The organism is Rhizobium sp. SG2393, assembly GCF_042610495.1.
Classification (GTDB): domain Bacteria; phylum Pseudomonadota; class Alphaproteobacteria; order Rhizobiales; family Rhizobiaceae; genus RU20A.
Map to the genome: position 1 here is coordinate 83,510 of NZ_JBHGAP010000009.1, position 17,590 is coordinate 101,099.

The 17,590-nt window shown below is 63.8% G+C and carries 17 protein-coding genes and 1 tRNA gene; 12 read left to right on the plus strand and 6 right to left on the minus strand.

The genetic code is table 11. The features are described from left to right. Positions 1–514: 514 nt before the first annotated feature. Positions 515–589 (minus strand) — tRNA-Gly (locus ACED18_RS16925). A 246-nt stretch (positions 590–835) separates the two neighbouring features. Here ACED18_RS16925 and ACED18_RS16930 point away from each other — a divergent pair. The 4 genes from ACED18_RS16930 to ACED18_RS16945 all read left to right on the plus strand — a co-directional run bounded on the left by ACED18_RS16930 (position 836) and on the right by ACED18_RS16945 (position 3,444). Next, on the plus strand, positions 836–1,363 hold the full coding sequence (locus ACED18_RS16930) for a prolyl-tRNA synthetase associated domain-containing protein (RefSeq protein WP_377294389.1): 528 nt from the start codon (positions 836–838) through the stop codon (positions 1,361–1,363). A 79-nt stretch (positions 1,364–1,442) separates the two neighbouring features. Further along, a complete protein-coding gene (gene trxA / locus ACED18_RS16935; protein ID WP_377294391.1) occupies positions 1,443–2,420 on the plus strand; it encodes a thioredoxin in 978 nt (325 codons plus the stop codon). A 147-nt stretch (positions 2,421–2,567) separates the two neighbouring features. Then, positions 2,568–3,248, plus strand: coding sequence for an LON peptidase substrate-binding domain-containing protein (locus tag ACED18_RS16940; RefSeq protein WP_377294554.1), 681 nt, complete (start codon positions 2,568–2,570; stop codon positions 3,246–3,248). A 7-nt stretch (positions 3,249–3,255) separates the two neighbouring features. Continuing rightward, a complete protein-coding gene (locus ACED18_RS16945) occupies positions 3,256–3,444 on the plus strand; it encodes a Trm112 family protein (RefSeq protein WP_377294393.1) in 189 nt (62 codons plus the stop codon). Between the two features lie 27 nt (positions 3,445–3,471). On the opposite strand, the gene ACED18_RS16950 is transcribed toward ACED18_RS16945, so the two are convergent. Beyond that, positions 3,472–4,683, minus strand: a complete 1,212-nt coding sequence (locus tag ACED18_RS16950; protein ID WP_377294395.1) for a ubiquinone biosynthesis hydroxylase — start codon at positions 4,681–4,683, stop codon at positions 3,472–3,474. Positions 4,684–4,769: 86 nt separating this feature from the next. Between ACED18_RS16950 and tesB the strand changes: the two genes are divergently transcribed. From tesB to ACED18_RS16980, 6 genes are all read left to right on the plus strand, one after another. Further along, on the plus strand, positions 4,770–5,675 hold the full coding sequence (gene tesB / locus ACED18_RS16955; protein ID WP_377294397.1) for an acyl-CoA thioesterase II: 906 nt from the start codon (positions 4,770–4,772) through the stop codon (positions 5,673–5,675). Positions 5,676–5,915: 240 nt separating this feature from the next. Continuing rightward, positions 5,916–6,254, plus strand: coding sequence for a P-II family nitrogen regulator (locus ACED18_RS16960; RefSeq protein ID WP_377294399.1), 339 nt, complete (start codon positions 5,916–5,918; stop codon positions 6,252–6,254). Positions 6,255–6,279: 25 nt separating this feature from the next. After that, positions 6,280–7,659 carry an ammonium transporter gene (locus ACED18_RS16965; protein ID WP_377294402.1) on the plus strand — a complete coding sequence of 460 codons (1,380 nt, stop codon included), beginning with the start codon at positions 6,280–6,282 and terminating at the stop codon, positions 7,657–7,659. A gap of 232 nt (positions 7,660–7,891) precedes the next feature. Further along, a complete protein-coding gene (locus ACED18_RS16970; protein WP_377294404.1) occupies positions 7,892–10,540 on the plus strand; it encodes a DNA translocase FtsK 4TM domain-containing protein in 2,649 nt (882 codons plus the stop codon). A 156-nt stretch (positions 10,541–10,696) separates the two neighbouring features. Then, on the plus strand, positions 10,697–11,359 hold the full coding sequence (locus ACED18_RS16975) for an outer membrane lipoprotein carrier protein LolA (protein WP_377294406.1): 663 nt from the start codon (positions 10,697–10,699) through the stop codon (positions 11,357–11,359). A 123-nt stretch (positions 11,360–11,482) separates the two neighbouring features. Further along, positions 11,483–12,289, plus strand: a complete 807-nt coding sequence (locus tag ACED18_RS16980; protein WP_377294408.1) for an exodeoxyribonuclease III — start codon at positions 11,483–11,485, stop codon at positions 12,287–12,289. A 13-nt stretch (positions 12,290–12,302) separates the two neighbouring features. On the opposite strand, the gene ACED18_RS16985 is transcribed toward ACED18_RS16980, so the two are convergent. Further along, positions 12,303–12,755 (minus strand): cyclic nucleotide-binding domain-containing protein, encoded by a 453-nt coding sequence (locus ACED18_RS16985; protein WP_377294410.1) that lies wholly within the window; start codon positions 12,753–12,755, stop codon positions 12,303–12,305. 123 nt (positions 12,756–12,878) lie between these two features. Continuing rightward, entirely contained in the window at positions 12,879–13,562 is a 684-nt protein-coding gene (locus ACED18_RS16990) for a response regulator transcription factor (protein WP_377294412.1), read from the minus strand. Positions 13,563–13,711: 149 nt separating this feature from the next. Between ACED18_RS16990 and ACED18_RS16995 the strand changes: the two genes are divergently transcribed. Then, positions 13,712–14,239 carry a L,D-transpeptidase gene (locus tag ACED18_RS16995; protein WP_377294414.1) on the plus strand — a complete coding sequence of 176 codons (528 nt, stop codon included), beginning with the start codon at positions 13,712–13,714 and terminating at the stop codon, positions 14,237–14,239. A gap of 136 nt (positions 14,240–14,375) precedes the next feature. Beyond that, positions 14,376–15,203 carry an aldo/keto reductase gene (locus ACED18_RS17000; protein WP_377294556.1) on the plus strand — a complete coding sequence of 276 codons (828 nt, stop codon included), beginning with the start codon at positions 14,376–14,378 and terminating at the stop codon, positions 15,201–15,203. 76 nt (positions 15,204–15,279) lie between these two features. Here ACED18_RS17000 and leuC read toward each other — a convergent pair whose 3' ends face one another. Next, the gene (leuC, locus tag ACED18_RS17005; RefSeq protein ID WP_377294416.1) at positions 15,280–16,689 is read right to left on the minus strand and encodes a 3-isopropylmalate dehydratase large subunit; all 1,410 of its coding nucleotides are present in this window, start codon (positions 16,687–16,689) and stop codon (positions 15,280–15,282) included. A 246-nt stretch (positions 16,690–16,935) separates the two neighbouring features. Next, positions 16,936–17,523, minus strand: a complete 588-nt coding sequence (locus ACED18_RS17010; RefSeq protein ID WP_377294418.1) for a BA14K family protein — start codon at positions 17,521–17,523, stop codon at positions 16,936–16,938. Between the last annotated feature and the right edge of the window lie 67 nt (positions 17,524–17,590).

Genomic DNA, 17,590 nt, shown 5'->3' on the forward strand with positions numbered 1-17,590 from the left:
TCCTGACCCTGAGCCAAAACCAACACTATAAATGTTGGAATGGCAACATTTAATTGCTGGAAACACCACGTTGAAAATTCCGCGCCACACAGGCACGATCTCGACTGGAATTCGGATTGCAGCGCCAAAACACGCCGAATGCAAGGGCTCGGGAGACCCTGTCATCCACGCCGCGCAAGCCCTGGCGCGCGAAAGTGAAGACAACGGTCCCCGACCGCATGTCATCCAAGGAGGACATTGTCGGCTGGACCTGTGGGACCCGCCAAATCTCGACCCCACGCGGCGATACGCAACCGCAATCGCCACGTGCTCCCTCTTGCGCTTCCCAGGAAGAGGAACGGGATACAACCAGGCCATTGGTCAATCGATGAAGCCAGACCACAATGTCCGCGCCACGGCACCCTTGGCGACGCAATGACCGGCTCATACCGAAGCGAAAGAAGCCCTGCCCGTATGACGAAGCCCGAAAACACAAAAGCCCCGGCGAACCGAGGCTTGCGACATCTTGGAGAATTGGAGCGGGTGAGGCGATTCGAACGCCCGACCCCAACCTTGGCAAGGTTGTGCTCTACCCCTGAGCTACACCCGCTCATTCCTGCGATCCGGGGGTAGACGGTGGATCGCCGGCCGCCGTTTGTTGCGGCGACGGGCGCTATATGGCTCAAGCCATTTTCAAATGCAACAAGGAAATGACGGCAGATCGAAGAAATTTTGGCAAGCTCTCCGCAAAGCCCTGATACGTCGGCATTCCGGCCGGATCTGTCGCGATCGGCGTTGCCGTCGCGGGCGCGGCGGCCTATGGCAGGACAAGAAGATCAGGACAAGGAGACCGATGATGAGCGATGCCCCCGCAGCCGAGACGGCGAGCCCGAAGACATCTGACGACCTCTTCGCCTTCCTGGACAATCTCGGCATCCGCCACGAGACGAAGGAGCACCCGCCCGTCTTCACGGTCGCAGAATCGCAGTCCCTGCGCGACGTCATGCCGGGCGGCCACACGAAGAACCTTTTCGTGAAGGACAAGAAGGACAACTATTTCCTGCTGACGGTCGAGGAACATGCGACCGTTGACCTGAAGACGATCCATACCGTGATCGGCGCAGCCAGCAAGGTCTCCTTCGGCAAGCCGGAGAAGCTGATGGAATATCTGGGCGTCATTCCCGGCGCCGTCACGGCCTTCGGCGTCATCAACGATTCGGGAAAGGCGGTAAAATTCATTCTCGATGCCGACCTCCTGCAGGAGGAGATCATCAACTGCCATCCGCTGCGCAACGACGCGACGACCGCCATCGCCACGAAGGATCTGCTGCGCTTCGTGGAAGCGACCGGCCACGAGCCGCTTGTCTTGAAAGTGACGGCCTGACATACGATCTTGCTGCCAGAAACAAGAGAACTTGACGGTGCGGGCGTCCCCGTGGCGGAGAGTGCGAGAGGACAGGATCATGAGCGGCGACAACAATCCCTACGCGGCCTCCTTCGGCAGTTCGATGACGGCCAGCGCAACGTTTTCGCCCCAGTCGGCCGCGCCCGCTGCTGCCGCCGGTGACGTTGTCTCCGACACCACGACGGCGACCTTTGCGCGCGATGTCCTTCAGGCCTCGCTCGAAACGCTGGTGCTCGTGGACTTCTGGGCGCCCTGGTGCGGCCCCTGCAAGCAGCTGACGCCCGTCATCGAAAAGGTAGCGCGGGAAGCCAGGGGCCGCGTCAAGCTCGTGAAGATGAACATCGACGACCATCCGCAGGTCGCCGGCCAGCTTGGCATCCAGTCCATTCCCGCCGTCATCGCCTTCAAGGGCGGACGCCCGGTCGATGGCTTCATGGGCGCCGTGCCGGAAACCCAGATCCGCCAGTTCATCGAGAAGAATGCAGGCCCGGCGACCGATGACCGCGCGCTGGAGATCGAGGCAGCGCTGACGGAAGCGGCAGCTCTTGCCGAGGCCGGCGACCTTGAGAATGCGGCCGGCCTTTACGCAGCCGTGCTCGATGCCGAGCCGACCCATGTCGGCGCCTTCGCCGGTCTGGTCGATTGCATGCTGAAGGCCGGTGATATCGAGAGTGCGAAGGAGCAGCTTGCGGTCGCGCCGGAGGAAATGCAGAAGGATCCGGCAATTGCCGCCCTCACCAAGAAGATCGGCCAGATCGAGGAGGCTCGCAAGCTTGGCGATCCCGTCGCGCTGGAGCAGCAGATAGCCACCAACCCCGATGACCACGCGGCCCGCGTGAAGCTCGCCAAGATCCGCAACGTGGAAGGCGACCGGACGGCCGCCGCAGACCACCTGCTCTGGATCATGAAGCGCGACCGGACGTTCGAGGATGATGGCGCGCGGCGCGAGCTCCTGCAGTTTTTCGAGGTCTGGGGTCCGAAAGACCCTGCCACGATCGCGGCGCGGCGGAAGCTTTCCTCAATTCTCTTCTCGTGAAATATGACAGGGGCGCTTGAGAACGCCCCGGCGAACCCCATTTTGTTTCCGAGTGAATTGCGCCCTGCAAAGCCCTCGGCACCGCGAAGCCCGTGACGCGCCGTGCCGGCTGCGAAACGGGCCGGGGCGGGAAAGAAGGTGGACACCATGCACGTCGGCAATGCCCGTTATCTGGAAGCAGCGGATCTGCCCGCCACCGTTCCCGTCTTTCCCTTGACCGGCGTTCTCCTGCTTCCGGGCGCGCAGTTGCCGCTGAACATTTTCGAGCCGCGCTACCTCACCATGTTCGACGACGCGCTGTCCGGTAACCGGCTGATCGCCATGGTGCAGCCGTCGCTGTCCAGCGACCGCGAAGAGGCGGAGCCCGGCATGACCCAGGCGCTGTGCGAGGTCGGCTGCATCGGCCGCATCACCTCCTTTGCCGAAACCGGCGACGGCCGCTACGTGATCTCGCTGACCGGCATCTGCCGCATCCGGCTGTTCGAGGAAGTCAACAACCACAAGGCCTATCGCAGCTTTCGCATTGCCCCCTTCCTCAGCGACCTCCAGGGGCCGGAAGATGACAGCCAGGTGGATCGCAAGGCGCTGCTCGCCGCCTTTCGCGCCTATCTCGACGCCAACAAGCTGGAGGCGGACTGGGACAGCGTGGAGCGCGCCAGCAACATCACGCTCGTCAATTCCATGGCGATGATGTCGCCCTTCGGCCCGGCTGAAAAGCAGGCCCTGCTCGAAGCGCCCGACCTCAAGACCCGCGCGGAAACGCTGATCGCCATCACGGAAATCGTGCTGGCCCGCAATTTTGGCGATATTGATACGATCCTTCAGTGAGGCCGATATGGATAGCGTCACCAGCAGCGTCGATCCGAAGCTTCTCGAACTGCTCGTCTGCCCCCTGACGAAAGGGCGGCTCACCTATGATCGTGCGGCAAACGAACTGGTCTCGGAAAAGGCGCGGCTCGCCTATCCGATCCGCGACGGCATCCCGATCATGCTCGTCTCCGAAGCCCGCAAGATCGAAGACTGATGGGAGCGACCAGGGTCGGCGATCGCGTCAGATCGCCTGTCCCGCCAGCATCTTCGGGTCCGTGGGCTTTGCGGCACCCGAGGCCTGCCGGATGAAGAAGGACTTGAGCGCGGGCAGCCGATCGACCAGTCCAAGGCCGATGTCGCGGGCGATCCTGACCGGCGTGATGTCGTTGGAAAACAGCCGGTTCAGCACATCGGTGGTGACACCCATGCGGAACGTGTCGAAGCGCCGCCATGTCTGGTAGCGCTCCAGCACCTCTTCCGAACCGATATCGAGCCCGAGCCGGTCGGCATCGACGATCGTTTCGGCAAGTGCTGCCACATCCTTGAAGCCGAGATTGAGGCCCTGGCCGGAAATCGGGTGAATGCCGTGGGCGGCATCGCCGGCCAATGCAAAGCGCGGCGCGATGAAGCTGCGGGCGAGCGTCAGGCCCAGCGGATAGGCCCGGCGGCCGCCGACCACGCGGATCGCACCGAAGCGGTGACCGAAGCGGCGTTCCAACTCTTCCTCAAACACCAGATCATCGCTGGCGATCAAACGCTCCGCATCCTCGGTCCGTTCGGTCCAGACCAGCGAAGAGCGATTATGGGGAAGCGGCAGTGTCGCGAAGGGGCCGGCCGGCAGGAAATGCTCGAAGGCCGTGCCATCGTGCGGGCGTTCGTGCTCCACGGTCGTCACGATGCCGGACTGGCCGTACTCAAAATGCACGGTCTTGATACCGGCAGCATCCCGCAGCTTCGAGCGCACGCCGTCGCAGGCGATCAGAAGTCGAGCCGGCATTTCCTCGCCCGAGGCAAGCTTGAGCGTGACGCTTGCCACATCCGTCGAAAATCCGTTCGCCACGACACCCTGCCGGATCTCGACGCCGGCCTGCTCAGCCGCTTTACGCAGCGCGCCGACCATGGCGACGTTCGGCACCATATGGGCAAAGGCACCCTCCTCCGTCAGCCCCTCGAAGGTAAGGAAAACAGGGCGGACAGGATCGCCACTGCGCGAATCGGTAATGTCCATGCGCAGGATCGCTTCGGCCTCCGGCAGGATCTCGCTCCACACGCCGAGCACGTCCAGCATGCGGCTGGCAGCAGCGGCAATCGCCGAAGCCCGCTCGTCGCGCTTCCACGCGCCCTCCGGAGCGGCATCCACCACCGTGACGGAAAGGTGAGGCGCTGCTGTCTTGACCGACAGGGCGAGCGCGAGGCCGACATAACCGCCACCGGCAACCAGAAGATCGATCATACCGCGCACTCCGATAGGCTTGAGACACTTGCGCTTTCTATATAGTCGAGAGCGACGCCCGTTCCTACCGCCGGAGAGTGCCGAAAATGTCGCGCCCAGAAACGAACGCTGAGACGAACGCCGAGCCCCGCACCGCGATGGATGTCCTGCTTCAGACGCTCGACCTCGAAAAGCTGGAGGAAAACCTCTATCGCGGCCTGAGCCCGCAGGTGGGCTGGCAGCGTGTCTTCGGCGGACAGGTGATCGGCCAGGCGCTGGTCGCCGCGCAGCGCACCGTGGATGCTGATCGCTACGTCCACTCGCTGCACGCCTACTTCATGCGCCCCGGCGATCCGTCTGTGCCCATCATCTACGAGGTGGACCGTATTCGTGATGGCGCGAGCTTCGCGACCCGGCGCGTCGTCGCCATCCAGCACGGCAAGGCGATCTTTTCCATGTCGGCATCCTTCCAGTTCGACGAGGAAGGCTTCGAGCACCAGTTCCCCATGCCGGACGTGCCTGCGCCGGAACAACTGCTCGGCGAAAGGGAGATTGCCGAGCGCTTCCTGGCCGATGCGCCGGAGGCCATCCGCCGCTATTGGGAGCGTCCGCGCCCCATCGAGATCCGGCCCGTCTCCCTCACGCACTACTTCTCGCGCGACAAGCTGGAGCCCACGCAGGATGTCTGGGTCAAGGCCGTGGGCAAGGTACCTGACGAACGCCACCTGCAGGCCGCCGTACTCGCCTATCTCTCGGACATGACATTGCTCGACACCTCGCTGTACGCGCACGGAACATCCGTTTTCGACCGCACGCTGCAGGTGGCGAGCCTCGATCACGCCATGTGGTTTCATCGCCGCTCGGCGATGGATGACTGGCTGCTCTATACCCAGGATAGCCCCAGCGCCCATGGCGCACGCGGCATGACGCGCGGCAGCCTGTTCGACCGCCAGGGTCGTCTCATCGCCTCCGTTGCCCAGGAGGGGTTGATTCGGAAAAAGGCAAATGACTAATTATTGGTCATAATTATTTCTATGCATAAAAGTTAGCCTGAATAACTGCCGCAAATTTTGGCGGCAGACGCCCTCCGGCCGTCCTTTGGTATCAGATTCACGGATTTTCAAGCCTCCCAACAGGTGCATGCGAATCTGGCACGCGCCTTGAATGTGTTTCACCAGTCGACGGGAGTGAACCTCTCTCGCGGCAGGAGAGTCGGCGCCACGCCGGAGATGAACACGAAGGATGGGAACCAGATGAAAATTGTGATGGCCATTATCAAGCCGTTCAAGCTGGACGAGGTCCGCGAGGCCCTGACCGCGATCGGCATCCAGGGCCTGACGGTGACCGAAGTGAAGGGCTACGGCCGCCAGAAGGGGCACACGGAAATCTACCGCGGCACGGAATATGCGGTCAGCTTCCTGCCCAAGCTCAAGGTCGAGATCGCCGTCGCATCGGAAGTCGTCGAAAAGGCCGTCGAGGCGATCGCATCGGCCGCCAAGACCGGCCAGATCGGCGATGGCAAGATCTTCGTCTACTCGATTGATCACGCCGTGCGCATCCGCACCGGCGAAACGGATTCAGAAGCGCTGTAAGTCAGGCTTTAGGGAGCACTTATCAATGACGTCAATCAAGCTTTCCACCTCGCTCCGCCTGGCGGGCGCAACCATGGCGGCCGTTCTTGCCCCCATCGTCGCCTTCGCGCAGGAAGCCGCCCCGGCCGCTGCCGAAGCAGCCCCGGCCGCCGCTGCCGCCGCAGCGCCTGTCATGGACAAGGGCGACACCGCCTTCATGTTCCTGTCGACCATCCTCGTCCTCTTCATGCTGATGCCGGGCCTCGGCCTGTTCTATGGTGGCCTCGTGCGCGCCAAGAACATGCTCTCCGTGCTGATGCAGTGCACGGTCGCCGGCGCAGTCGTCATGCTTGCCTGGGTGATCTACGGCTACTCCTTCGCCTTTGGCGGCTCTGAATCGCCGTTCTGGGGCGGTACCGCCAAGCTCTTCCTCGCGGGCGTCACCAAGGATTCGACCGCCGCGACCTTCTCTGCAGGCGTCGTCATTCCGGAATACATCTTCATCCTGTTCCAGATGACGTTTGCGGCCATTACGCCGGCGCTCATCGTCGGCGCCTTCGCCGAGCGCATCAAGTTCTCGGCCGCCATCCTCTTCTGCCTGCTCTGGGCCACCTTCGTCTACTTCCCGATCGCCCACATGGTCTGGGATGCCAAGGGCCTTATTTTCGGCTGGGGCGCGCTGGACTTCGCCGGCGGCACGGTCGTTCACATCAACGCCGGTGTTGCAGGCCTCATCGGCTGCATCATGGTCGGCAAGCGCACCGGCTACGGCAAGGACATGATGGCGCCGCACTCCATGACCCTGACGCTCGTCGGCGCGGCCATGCTGTGGGTCGGCTGGTTCGGCTTCAACGCAGGGTCCAACCTGGAAGCTTCCGGCGGCGCGATGCTCGCAACCGTCAACACCTTCATCGCAACGGCTGCTGCCATCGTTTCCTGGTCGCTGGTTGAAACCTTCACCCGCGGCAAGGCATCGGCCCTCGGCGCCGCGTCGGGCATGATCGCCGGTCTCGTCGCCATCACCCCGGCTGCCGGCCTGGTCGGCCCGATGGGCGGTATCGTCATGGGCCTGCTCGTCTCGCCGATCTGCTACTTCTTCGTCTCCGTGATCAAGAACAAGTTCGGCTACGATGACACCGCCGACGTCTTCGGCGTCCACGGCGTGGGCGGCCTCTTCGGCGCGCTTGCCACCGGCATCTTCACCTCGTCCTCGCTCGGCGGCGTCGGCTATGTCGAAGGCGTCACCATGGGCGGCCAGTTCATGACGCAGGTCTATGCGGTCCTCGTCACGCTCGCCTGGTGCGGCATCGGCTCGCTGGTTCTCTACAAGGTCGTTGACCTCATCGTCGGCCTGCGCGTCCCGGTCGAAGCCGAGCGCGAAGGTCTCGACCTCTCGTCCCACGGCGAAGCTGCTTACCATAGCTGATCACGGTCCGGCGCCGCTCCGGCGGCGCCGCCCTCAGTCCCGTCGGGAGCCTGCATTCGCAGGATCCCTCCTGGCCCGGATCCCCTCGATCCGGGCCATTTTCGTTTCTGCCCGACGTCCACGATCTTCCTTCGCATGGTTAATGGCCCATTAACCCCGCTCCCCTAAGGTGCAGTCGGACAGGTGGGCCATACCAGGCTCGGGACGCATTCCTTAACGGACAGCAGACATCATGGGCAGAAGCAATCAGATGGCGATCGACGGCCGCGCCGAACGGTTCGTCTTGTCTCATTTCCTCCTGCGGCAGCTGGGCACGCTCACGGGCGCGGCCCTCTTGCTGGCATTGGCGCTGGCCATCGCGGCACTCGCCACATGGAATGTCGAGGACCCGAGCTTCTCCTTCGCCACCGCCAATCCGCCGACCAATTTGCTCGGCCTGCCCGGCGCCACCTTCGCCGATATCTTCATGCAGTTCTTCGGCCTTGCGAGCGTCATCGCGCTGCTTCCGGTCGTCGCCTGGGCCATCATTCTCATCACCCACCGTCGCACGGACAAGTTCATCAAGCGCGGCCTGGCCTGGTTCGTCGGCTCGGTCTTTGCCTCCGCGGCCCTGGCTTGCGTGCCCGCGCCGGTCACCTGGCCCCTGCCCAACGGCCTCGGCGGTGTCTTCGGCGACATGATCCTGCGCTTCCCGGCCCTCTTCACCGGAACATTCCCCACCGGCGGCTTCGCGATCGCCTGCGGTATCGTCTTCGCCATCCCGGCTGTCGGTGCACTCGTTCTCTCTACGGGCCTCGTCGCTGTCGATGATCCCGTCGAGGACGAGCCGGCCGCGCCGGCAACGCCCAGCAAGGCACGGACGGTACGCGACGAAGTGGACGACGAAGACGATCGCGGCGGCCCCTTCACGCTGATGGCGGGTGCCCTGGCCCACATGCGCTTTACCGCGGAAGCCCGCTTCCGCCGTCTCTTCGGCATCAAGGGCAGCAAGCGCCGTCGCGGCGACGCCTTTGAGGAGCCCTATGATTTCAACAACGACGAATTCGGCACGCTGAACGAGCCCAATCGTCCGCGTGGCCGCGCCACCGGCGAGCGAATCGAGCCCTCGCTCGACCGTTCCGAGCGCCGTGTCCTGTCGCCGCCGTCCATCGCCCATGATGACGACGAGGATGAGGACTTCGACGACCGTCGCCCGGCCGATATCCTGCCGGATGACGAGGACGACGACCCGGCCGCCGACTGGGCCCCGCGCCCCGCGCCGAAGCGGTCTGGGCTGCCGACCGGATCGCGCGTTTCCGCCTCGGCACCCCGTCCACGCCCCGGCAGCCGTGCTGACCGGGAAGCCCAGGGTTCCTTCATCGAGGATGATGGCGACTACACACTCCCGCCGATCCACTTCCTCGCCGAACCGAAGAATGTCGCCAAGGATGCGACGCTGTCGGCCGATGCGCTGGAGCAGAATGCCCGCATGCTGGAAGGCGTGCTGGAGGACTTCGGCGTCAAGGGCGAGATCATCCATGTCCGCCCCGGCCCGGTCGTGACGCTTTACGAGCTGGAGCCCGCCCCCGGCATCAAGTCCTCCCGCGTCATCGGCCTTGCCGACGATATCGCCCGCTCCATGAGCGCGATCGCCGCCCGCGTCGCCGTCGTGCCGGGCCGCAACGCCATCGGCATCGAGCTGCCGAACCAGCGCCGCGAGACCGTCTACCTGCGCGAACTCGTGGCTTCGCGCGATTTCGAAAGCTCCAAGGCGCGCCTCGCCATGGCGCTCGGCAAGACCATCGGCGGCGAACCCGTGATCGCCGACCTCGCCAAGATGCCCCATCTTCTCGTCGCCGGCACCACCGGCTCGGGCAAGTCGGTCGCCATCAACACCATGATCCTGTCGCTGGTCTATCGCCTGCGGCCCGACCAGTGCCGCCTGATCATGATCGACCCGAAAATGCTCGAACTCTCCGTCTATGACGGCATCCCGCACCTGCTCTCGCCCGTCGTCACCGATCCCAAGAAGGCCGTGGTGGCCCTGAAGTGGACGGTGCGTGAGATGGAGGAACGCTACAAGAAGATGTCGAAGATCGGCGTGCGCAACATCGACGGCTTCAACAGCCGCGTGGAGCAGGCGCTGGAAAAGGGCGAAGTTCTGACCCGCACCGTACAGACCGGCTTCGACCGCCAGACCGGCGAAGCCATGTACGAAACGGAAGAATTCGACCTGAAGCCGATCCCCTACATCGTCGTGATCATCGACGAAATGGCCGACCTGATGATGGTCGCCGGCAAGGATATCGAAGGCGCCGTGCAGCGTCTGGCCCAGATGGCGCGTGCCGCCGGCATCCATGTCATCATGGCCACGCAGCGCCCCTCGGTCGACGTCATCACCGGCACGATCAAGGCGAACTTCCCGACCCGCATCTCCTTCCAGGTCACCTCCAAGATTGACAGCCGCACCATCCTCGGCGAGCAGGGCGCCGAACAGCTGCTTGGCATGGGCGACATGCTCTACATGGCGGGCGGCGGGCGCATCCAGCGCGTCCACGGTCCCTTCGTGTCCGACGGCGAAGTGGAAGAGATCGTCTCCTACCTGAAGAGCCAGGGCGCGCCGCAATATCTCGACGCGATCACAGAGGATGACGAAGACGAGGATGGCGAGGGCGGCGGCCCGGCCGGCACCGGCAACATGGCAGACTCCGACGATCCCTACGACCAGGCGGTCGCGGTGGTGCTGCGCGACGGCAAGGCCTCCACCTCCTACATCCAGCGCCGCCTCGGCATCGGCTACAACCGCGCCGCATCCCTCATCGAGCGCATGGAGAAGGAAGGCCTCATCGGTCCCGCCAACCATGCGGGCAAACGCGAGATCCTCGTTCCGACCGAGGACTGACCGGCCGACTGAGGATTGGCCGGTCCGCACCGCCTGCATCCGGCAGGCGGCGAATGGCCCTTGTTCCGCCAGGGCGGATTGCAGGGGCCCACGCCCCGTTACGGGGCCTTGAAGGCGCCGCACTTGCACGCCACATCAAGACAAAAGGAGATACCCATGAGCGAAAAGACTGTCCCCGCCGCCGGCCGTATCATCGTTTCGCGCCGTGCGATGCTGGCGGGAACGGGCGTGCTCGCCGCCGGCCTTGCGGTCGGCCTGCCCCTGTCGGAGGCCGCCGCACAGCAGACCTCTGGCGCCGCCCAGAAGATTGCCGATCACTTCGCCTCCGTGAAGACCATGGCCGGTGAATTCGTGCAGTTCGGTCCACGCGGCGAACAGACCGGTGGCAAATTCTACATCAGCCGTCCCGGCAAGATCCGCTTCAACTACGATGCACCCTCGCCGATGCGCGTGATCGCCGATGGCAAGTCGGTTGTGATCGGCAACCAGAAGCTCAAGACCTGGGATATCTATCCCCTGTCGAAGACGCCGCTGAACCTGCTTTTGAGCGACAAGATCGACCTGACTGGTTCCATGGTGCGCAACGTCAAGGAAGAACCCGACCTCATCACCATAGTCCTCGGCGACAAGTCGATTTTCGGTGATTCCACCATCACCATGATGTTCGACCCCCGCACCTACGACCTGCGCCAGTGGACCATCACGGACGCCCAGAAAAAAGATACGTCCGTGATGATCTTCAACGTGCAGACCGGCATCCCGATGGACGACCGTGTCTTCCGCATTCCCTACGACGAAGTGCGCAACAAGGGCGGCTGAGACAGCCTGTGGACGCCACCTGCCGCCCTGCGCTGCCGGGGGTGGCATTGCGACCGTGAAAAGCCTATTCCAGAGCCGTGCCGCCCTCCGCGGCGCGGCTTCTGCTTTTCATGAGGACAACCCGTGGCCCTGACGATCGCGACCTGGAACATCAATTCGATCCGCCTGCGCATGCCGATCGTCGAACAGTTTCTGACAGCCCATCAGCCAGATATCCTGTGCCTGCAGGAAACCAAGTGCCCGAACGACCTCTTCCCGCATGCGCCGCTGGAAGCACTCGGCTACCACCATATCGCCATCCACGGCCAGAAGGGCTATCACGGAGTGGCGACGATCTCCCGCCTGCCGATCGAGGAAACGATCGAGCGGCGCGACTATTGCAACATCGGCGACAGCCGCCACCTCTCGGTGATCTTTACCGCCGGCGGCAAGCGCATTCGTCTGCATAACTTCTACGTTCCCGCCGGCGGCGACGAGCCGGACCGCACCATCAATCCGAAATTCGGCCACAAGCTCGATTTTATCGAGGAGATGAAGCTCCTGAAGGCGGACGCCGATGCCGGCATCTCCTCCGTGCTCGTCGGCGACCTCAACATCGCACCGCTGGAACACGATGTCTGGTCCCACAAGCAGCTTCTGAAGATCGTCAGCCACACGCCGGTGGAGACGGAAGGTCTGCTCGCGATCATGACCGGCGGCAACTGGGTGGACCTGATGCGCCAGCATGTGCCGGAGCCCACGAAGCTCTACACCTGGTGGAGCTACCGCGCCCAGGACTGGGCCGCGGCCGATCGCGGCCGCCGCCTGGACCACATCTGGTCATCGGTCGATCTTGCACCGCGCCTCACCGACATGCAGATCCTGCGCGAGGCGCGCGGCTGGGAGCGGCCTTCGGACCACGTCCCGGTTATCGCGACCTTCGATCTCTGACCGGAAGCAAGACTCAGGCGAAGCGCGGCGCGAGCGCGGCAGTGCCATCCATCAACTGGGCGAGATTGTCCTTGATACGCTGCTCGACCACCTGACTGACGTCGGGATACTCCTCCAGCAAGCGCTGGAACAGCGGACGGCCGATGCGCATCACATCCGCCTCCTCCGCCGCAACGGCCGTGAACTTGCGCCGGACGGCAGACACCATCGCCAGTTCGGACAAGAGCGCGCCCCGCCCCACAGTCGCGATGTGGTCAGTCCGCCCGGGCTCGGTGCGCGTCAGATGCAGCGTGCCCCGCACCACGACATAGGCACAGTCTGCCGGGCTTCCCGCCACGAACAGAACCTCGCCAGCCGCAACGCGCTGGTGCTCGGCACCGAACGCCACAAGCCGCAACCGATCCTGGTTGAGGCTGGAAAACAGCGGGCAGCCTTCGAGCAGGGCAATATCGTCGGCAAGCGCCATCAGGAACCTTCGGGACGGAGATGCGGTCGAACCGCTTGACCGCAAGACATAAACCATCGCCCCGAAAATCGGAATCGATTTTCGGGGCGATGGTTTCGCATATCGAAGGAAGGAAGACGGCGATCAGGGAACGATCTTGTAGCCGCCATTCTCGGTCACGAGAATTTCCGCATTGGACGGGTCGCGCTCGATCTTCTGGCGCAGGCGGTAGACGTGGGTTTCCAGCGTATGGGTCGTCACGCCGGAATTGTAACCCCACACTTCTTCCAGCAGCACGTCGCGGGTCACGACCTTCTGCTCGGCGCGGTAGAGATAGCGGATGATCGCCGCTTCCTTCTCCGTCAGGCGGATCTTCTGGCCGTTTTCCAGCGTCAGCAGCTTCTGGCTCGGCTTGAACGTATAGGGACCGACCGTGAAGGTCGCGTCCTCGCTCTGCTCGTGCTGGCGCAGCTGGGCGCGGATGCGGGCGAGCAGCACGGCGAAGCGGAACGGCTTGGTTACATAGTCGTTCGCACCGGCTTCGAGCCCGAGGATCGTGTCGGAATCGGTATCATGGCCGGTCAGCATGATGATCGGCGCCTTGAAGCCGCCCTTGCGCAGCAGCTTCACCGCCTCGCGCCCGTCCATGTCGGGCAGGCCCACATCCATGATCACGAGGTCGATCTGCCGGCTGCGGGCCGTCTGGATACCCTTGCCGGCGGAGGCTTCGTCCACCGTCTCGAATTCCTCATAGAGCGAAAGCTGTTCGACGAGCGTTTCACGCAGGTCGTTGTCATCATCGACGAGGAGAAGAGTGCGAGCGGTCATGGGCAATCCGGTTCTGTTTGGCGTTCATTAGAGGTAAGCGTTCCACCGTCTTTGACAAGAGCGCAACGATGGCCTGTTCCCGGTTTACGCATGTGCTAGGAAGGGAATGCCATCACGGCGAAGCACAACTGCGTGACCGCACAGCAAAAATGACCGCAAGAGCGCCCATTCTCACCCTCCATTCCTTACCTGGCAACCGCCAGCGCGGCCTCCTGACCATCGGATCCATCACCGTCCCGGCCGCGATCGGCCGATCGGGCCGCACCAGCCGGAAACGCGAGGGCGATGGCGCCACGCCCATTGCGGAGATGCGCGTGGTCGAGGGCTTCTGGCGCACCGATCGTGGCCCGCGGCCCGTGACCCGGTTACCGATGAAGCCCATCGCACGCGATGCACTCTGGTGCGACGAACCGCGCCACCCCCTCTACAATCGCCCCGCCCGGAAGCCGCTGCGGGCCAGCCACGAAGAGATGCGTCGCGCCGACGGCCTCTACGACATCTGCATCGTTCTCGACTGGAACCTGACGAGCCGCAAGCGCTATGGCGGCTCGGCGATCTTCTTCCATCTTGCCCGCCCGGATTTCACCCCGACCGAGGGCTGCATCGCGATTTCCGAGCGCGCGATGCGCCGCCTTCTGCCCGCAATCGTCCCCGGTACGCGGCTCCGCGTGATTTGAAAGGCCTTTCAATCCGGGTTCATCGGCCTATATCGGGTTCACGTGCCCGTGCGCATCATCCTTCCGCTCCTGACGGATTTTACGAAGGGCCGCGCACCCCGATGTTCCCCGAGCCGAAACGGAGACGATTGTGACAATCACCCAGCCGACGATCACCTTTCACGATGGCAAGACCATTCCGCAAGTGGGCCTTGGCGTCTGGCAGACGCCGAACGACAGCGCCGCCGACTGTGTACGCACCGCGCTGGAAACCGGCTATCGCCACGTGGACACCGCCGCCATCTACGACAATGAAAGCGGCGTCGGCGAGGGCATCAAGGCCTCCGGCATCGACCGCGGCGAGATCTTCCTGACGACGAAGCTCTGGAACGACCGGCAGGGCTTTGACACCACCCTGCGCGCTTTCGACGAAAGCCTGGAACGCCTCGGCACCGATTACGTCGATCTCTACCTCATCCACTGGCCGTCGCCGCATCGCGGCCTTTTCGTGGATACCTGGAAGGCCTTCGTGCGCCTGAAGGAGGAAGGCCGCGCCCGCTCGATCGGCGTATCCAATTTCTACCCCGAACATCTGGATCGCATCATCGGCGAGACCGGCGTCGTGCCCGTCCTCAACCAGATCGAACTGCATCCCGATTTCCAGCAGGCTGTCACCCGTGAGGCCCACCAGCGCCACGGCATCATCACCCAGTCCTGGAGCCCGCTTGGCCAGGGCAAGCTGCTCGGCCATCCCATGCTCTCGGCCATTGCCGCCAAGCACGGCCGCACCACCGCGCAGGTCATCATCCGCTGGCACATCGACATGGGCTTCGTCGTCATCCCGAAGTCCGTCACCCCAAGCCGCATCGTCGAAAACTTCCAGGTCTTCGACTTCGCGCTCGACGCCGACGATCTGGCCTTGATCGCCAAACTCGATGATGCCGGTGCGCGCATGGGGCCGGACCCGATGACGGCAACGTTCTGAGACCCTGACCAAACGCAAAAGGCCCCGGATGGAGCACCATCCGGGGCCTTCGTTTTTCCGTCTCAGCGGAAAAGGATCAGTTCCACTCGCGAATATCGACGAAATGGCCGGCAATCGCCGCGGCCGCTGCCATGGCCGGCGAGACGAGGTGCGTGCGACCCTTGAAGCCCTGGCGGCCCTCGAAGTTGCGGTTCGACGTCGAGGCGCAGCGCTCGCCCGGCTTCAGCCGGTCGTCGTTCATGGCAAGGCACATGGAGCAGCCCGGCTCGCGCCAGTCGAAGCCTGCGGCCTTGAAGATCGCGTCCAGGCCTTCCTTCTCGGCCTGTTCCTTCACGAGGCCGGAGCCCGGGACGATCATGGCGCTGACGGTGGAAGCGACGGTCTTTCCTTCGACGACCTTGGCGACGGCGCGCAGATCCTCGATGCGGCCATTGGTGCAGGAGCCGATGAAGACGCGATCGACGGCGATGTCGGTGATCTTCGTGCCCGGCTTCAGGCCCATATAGTCCAGCGCGCGCCACTTGGAGGTGCGCTTATTTTCATCCTCGATCTCGTCCGGGTTCGGAACCGAACCCTGCACCGAGATCACGTCTTCGGGGGAAGAACCCCAGGAAACGATCGGCGGCAGGTTGGCAGCATCGAGCACGACGACGCGGTCGTAATGGGCGCCTTCATCCGTGTGCAGCGTCTTCCAGTAGTCGAGCGCCATGTCCCACGCCTTGCCCTTCGGCGCGCGCGGCTTGTCCTTGACGTAGGCGAACGTCGTCTCGTCGGGCGCGATCAGGCCGGCGCGAGCGCCGCCTTCGATCGTCATATTGCAGATCGTCATGCGGCCTTCCATCGACAGCGAGCGGATCGCCTCGCCGGCGAACTCGATAACGTAGCCGGTGCCACCGGCCGTGCCGATCTCGCCGATGATGGCAAGGATGATGTCCTTGGCGGTGACGCCCGGCGGCAGCTGGTTATCGACGCGCACCAGCATGTTCTTGGCCTTCTTCTGGATCAGCGTCTGGGTGGCCAGAACGTGCTCCACTTCCGACGTGCCGATACCATGGGCCAAGGCACCGAAGGCGCCATGCGTGGAGGTGTGGCTGTCGCCGCAGACGATCGTCATGCCCGGCAGGGTGAAGCCCTGCTCCGGACCGACAATGTGCACGATGCCTTGGCGGACATCGTTTTCGGAGTAGTATTCAACGCCGAAATCGGCCGCATTCTTGGCGAGCGCCTCGACCTGGATGCGGCTTTCCTCGTTCTTGATGCCGAGCTTGCGGTCCGGCGAGGTCGGCACGTTGTGATCGACGACGGCGAGCGTCTTTTCCGGATGGCGAACCTTGCGGCCGGCCATGCGCAGCCCTTCGAAGGCCTGCGGGCTCGTCACCTCATGCACGAGGTGACGGTCGATGTAGAGCAGACAGGTGCCGTCTTCCTGTTGGCTGACGACGTGGTCGTCCCAGATCTTGTCGTAAAGTGTACGCGGTGCGCTCATGGCGTTTCATCCCGTGATGTCGAGAAATGTCGGAAAGGCAAAGGCCGGATAGCCGCCGGCCGCGGAAGGCGGGCCTAGCCGCGAAGGCTGTTCAGCGCGCCGGACAGGCACGAGAAAAAGCGGGCCGGCAGGCGCTTGTGGTCCTGCAGCACGACGACTCCCCGGCAATTCAGTCCGAATTTGGATTCCATGACGGGCACATAGCAATTTTTTGAGCGCTCGGCAATTCTGCCGTTCGCGCCTGCCTCACGGCGCGGCGAACGCGATTTCGGAAGGTGGAAGGCAGGGACGGCGTGCCCCGCCATAGGGCTGGTAGCTGTTGTCGGACTCGCGATAGGAGCGATAGCGCGCCTTGCACCACGCCGCCGCCGCATCTGTCCGGGGGGCGTCGGCGACGATAGCGCCTGCGACCTCCTCCGAAACCGCTACCGGCGCACTCTCGAAGGGCGAATGACAGGCCTTCATGACACCGGAATAGCTGCGATAGGTGTTGTCATCCGCGCGGTAGGACCGGTAGCGCTCGGCGCACCATGCCATGTGTTCCTCGCTGAAGGATGGCTCGATGGCACCCTCGGTCGGCGGGGCAAGGGACGCCGAGGAGGAGGATGCCGTCTGCACCGCCGCCGGGTGGCCGGCATTGGCGGCCATGATCTCCGCCGCCGTCTGGCCCTGGCGACTGAGATAGACAGGCGTGAAGGTCCAGAGCGGGGCATCGATGGTGCCGAAGGCGTGCGGCGCGTCCGGCTTGACGAAGACGGATGCCGCCGCGACTGCGCCCGAAACGAGAAGCACGCTGGCACCGATGCCGGCAACAGCCGCGAGGACCGTCTTCATTGGATCATCTCCGCTTACCATTGACGGAAGCGGAATGCGAAAACAGCTTCAAGGTTCCGGAAAGAAA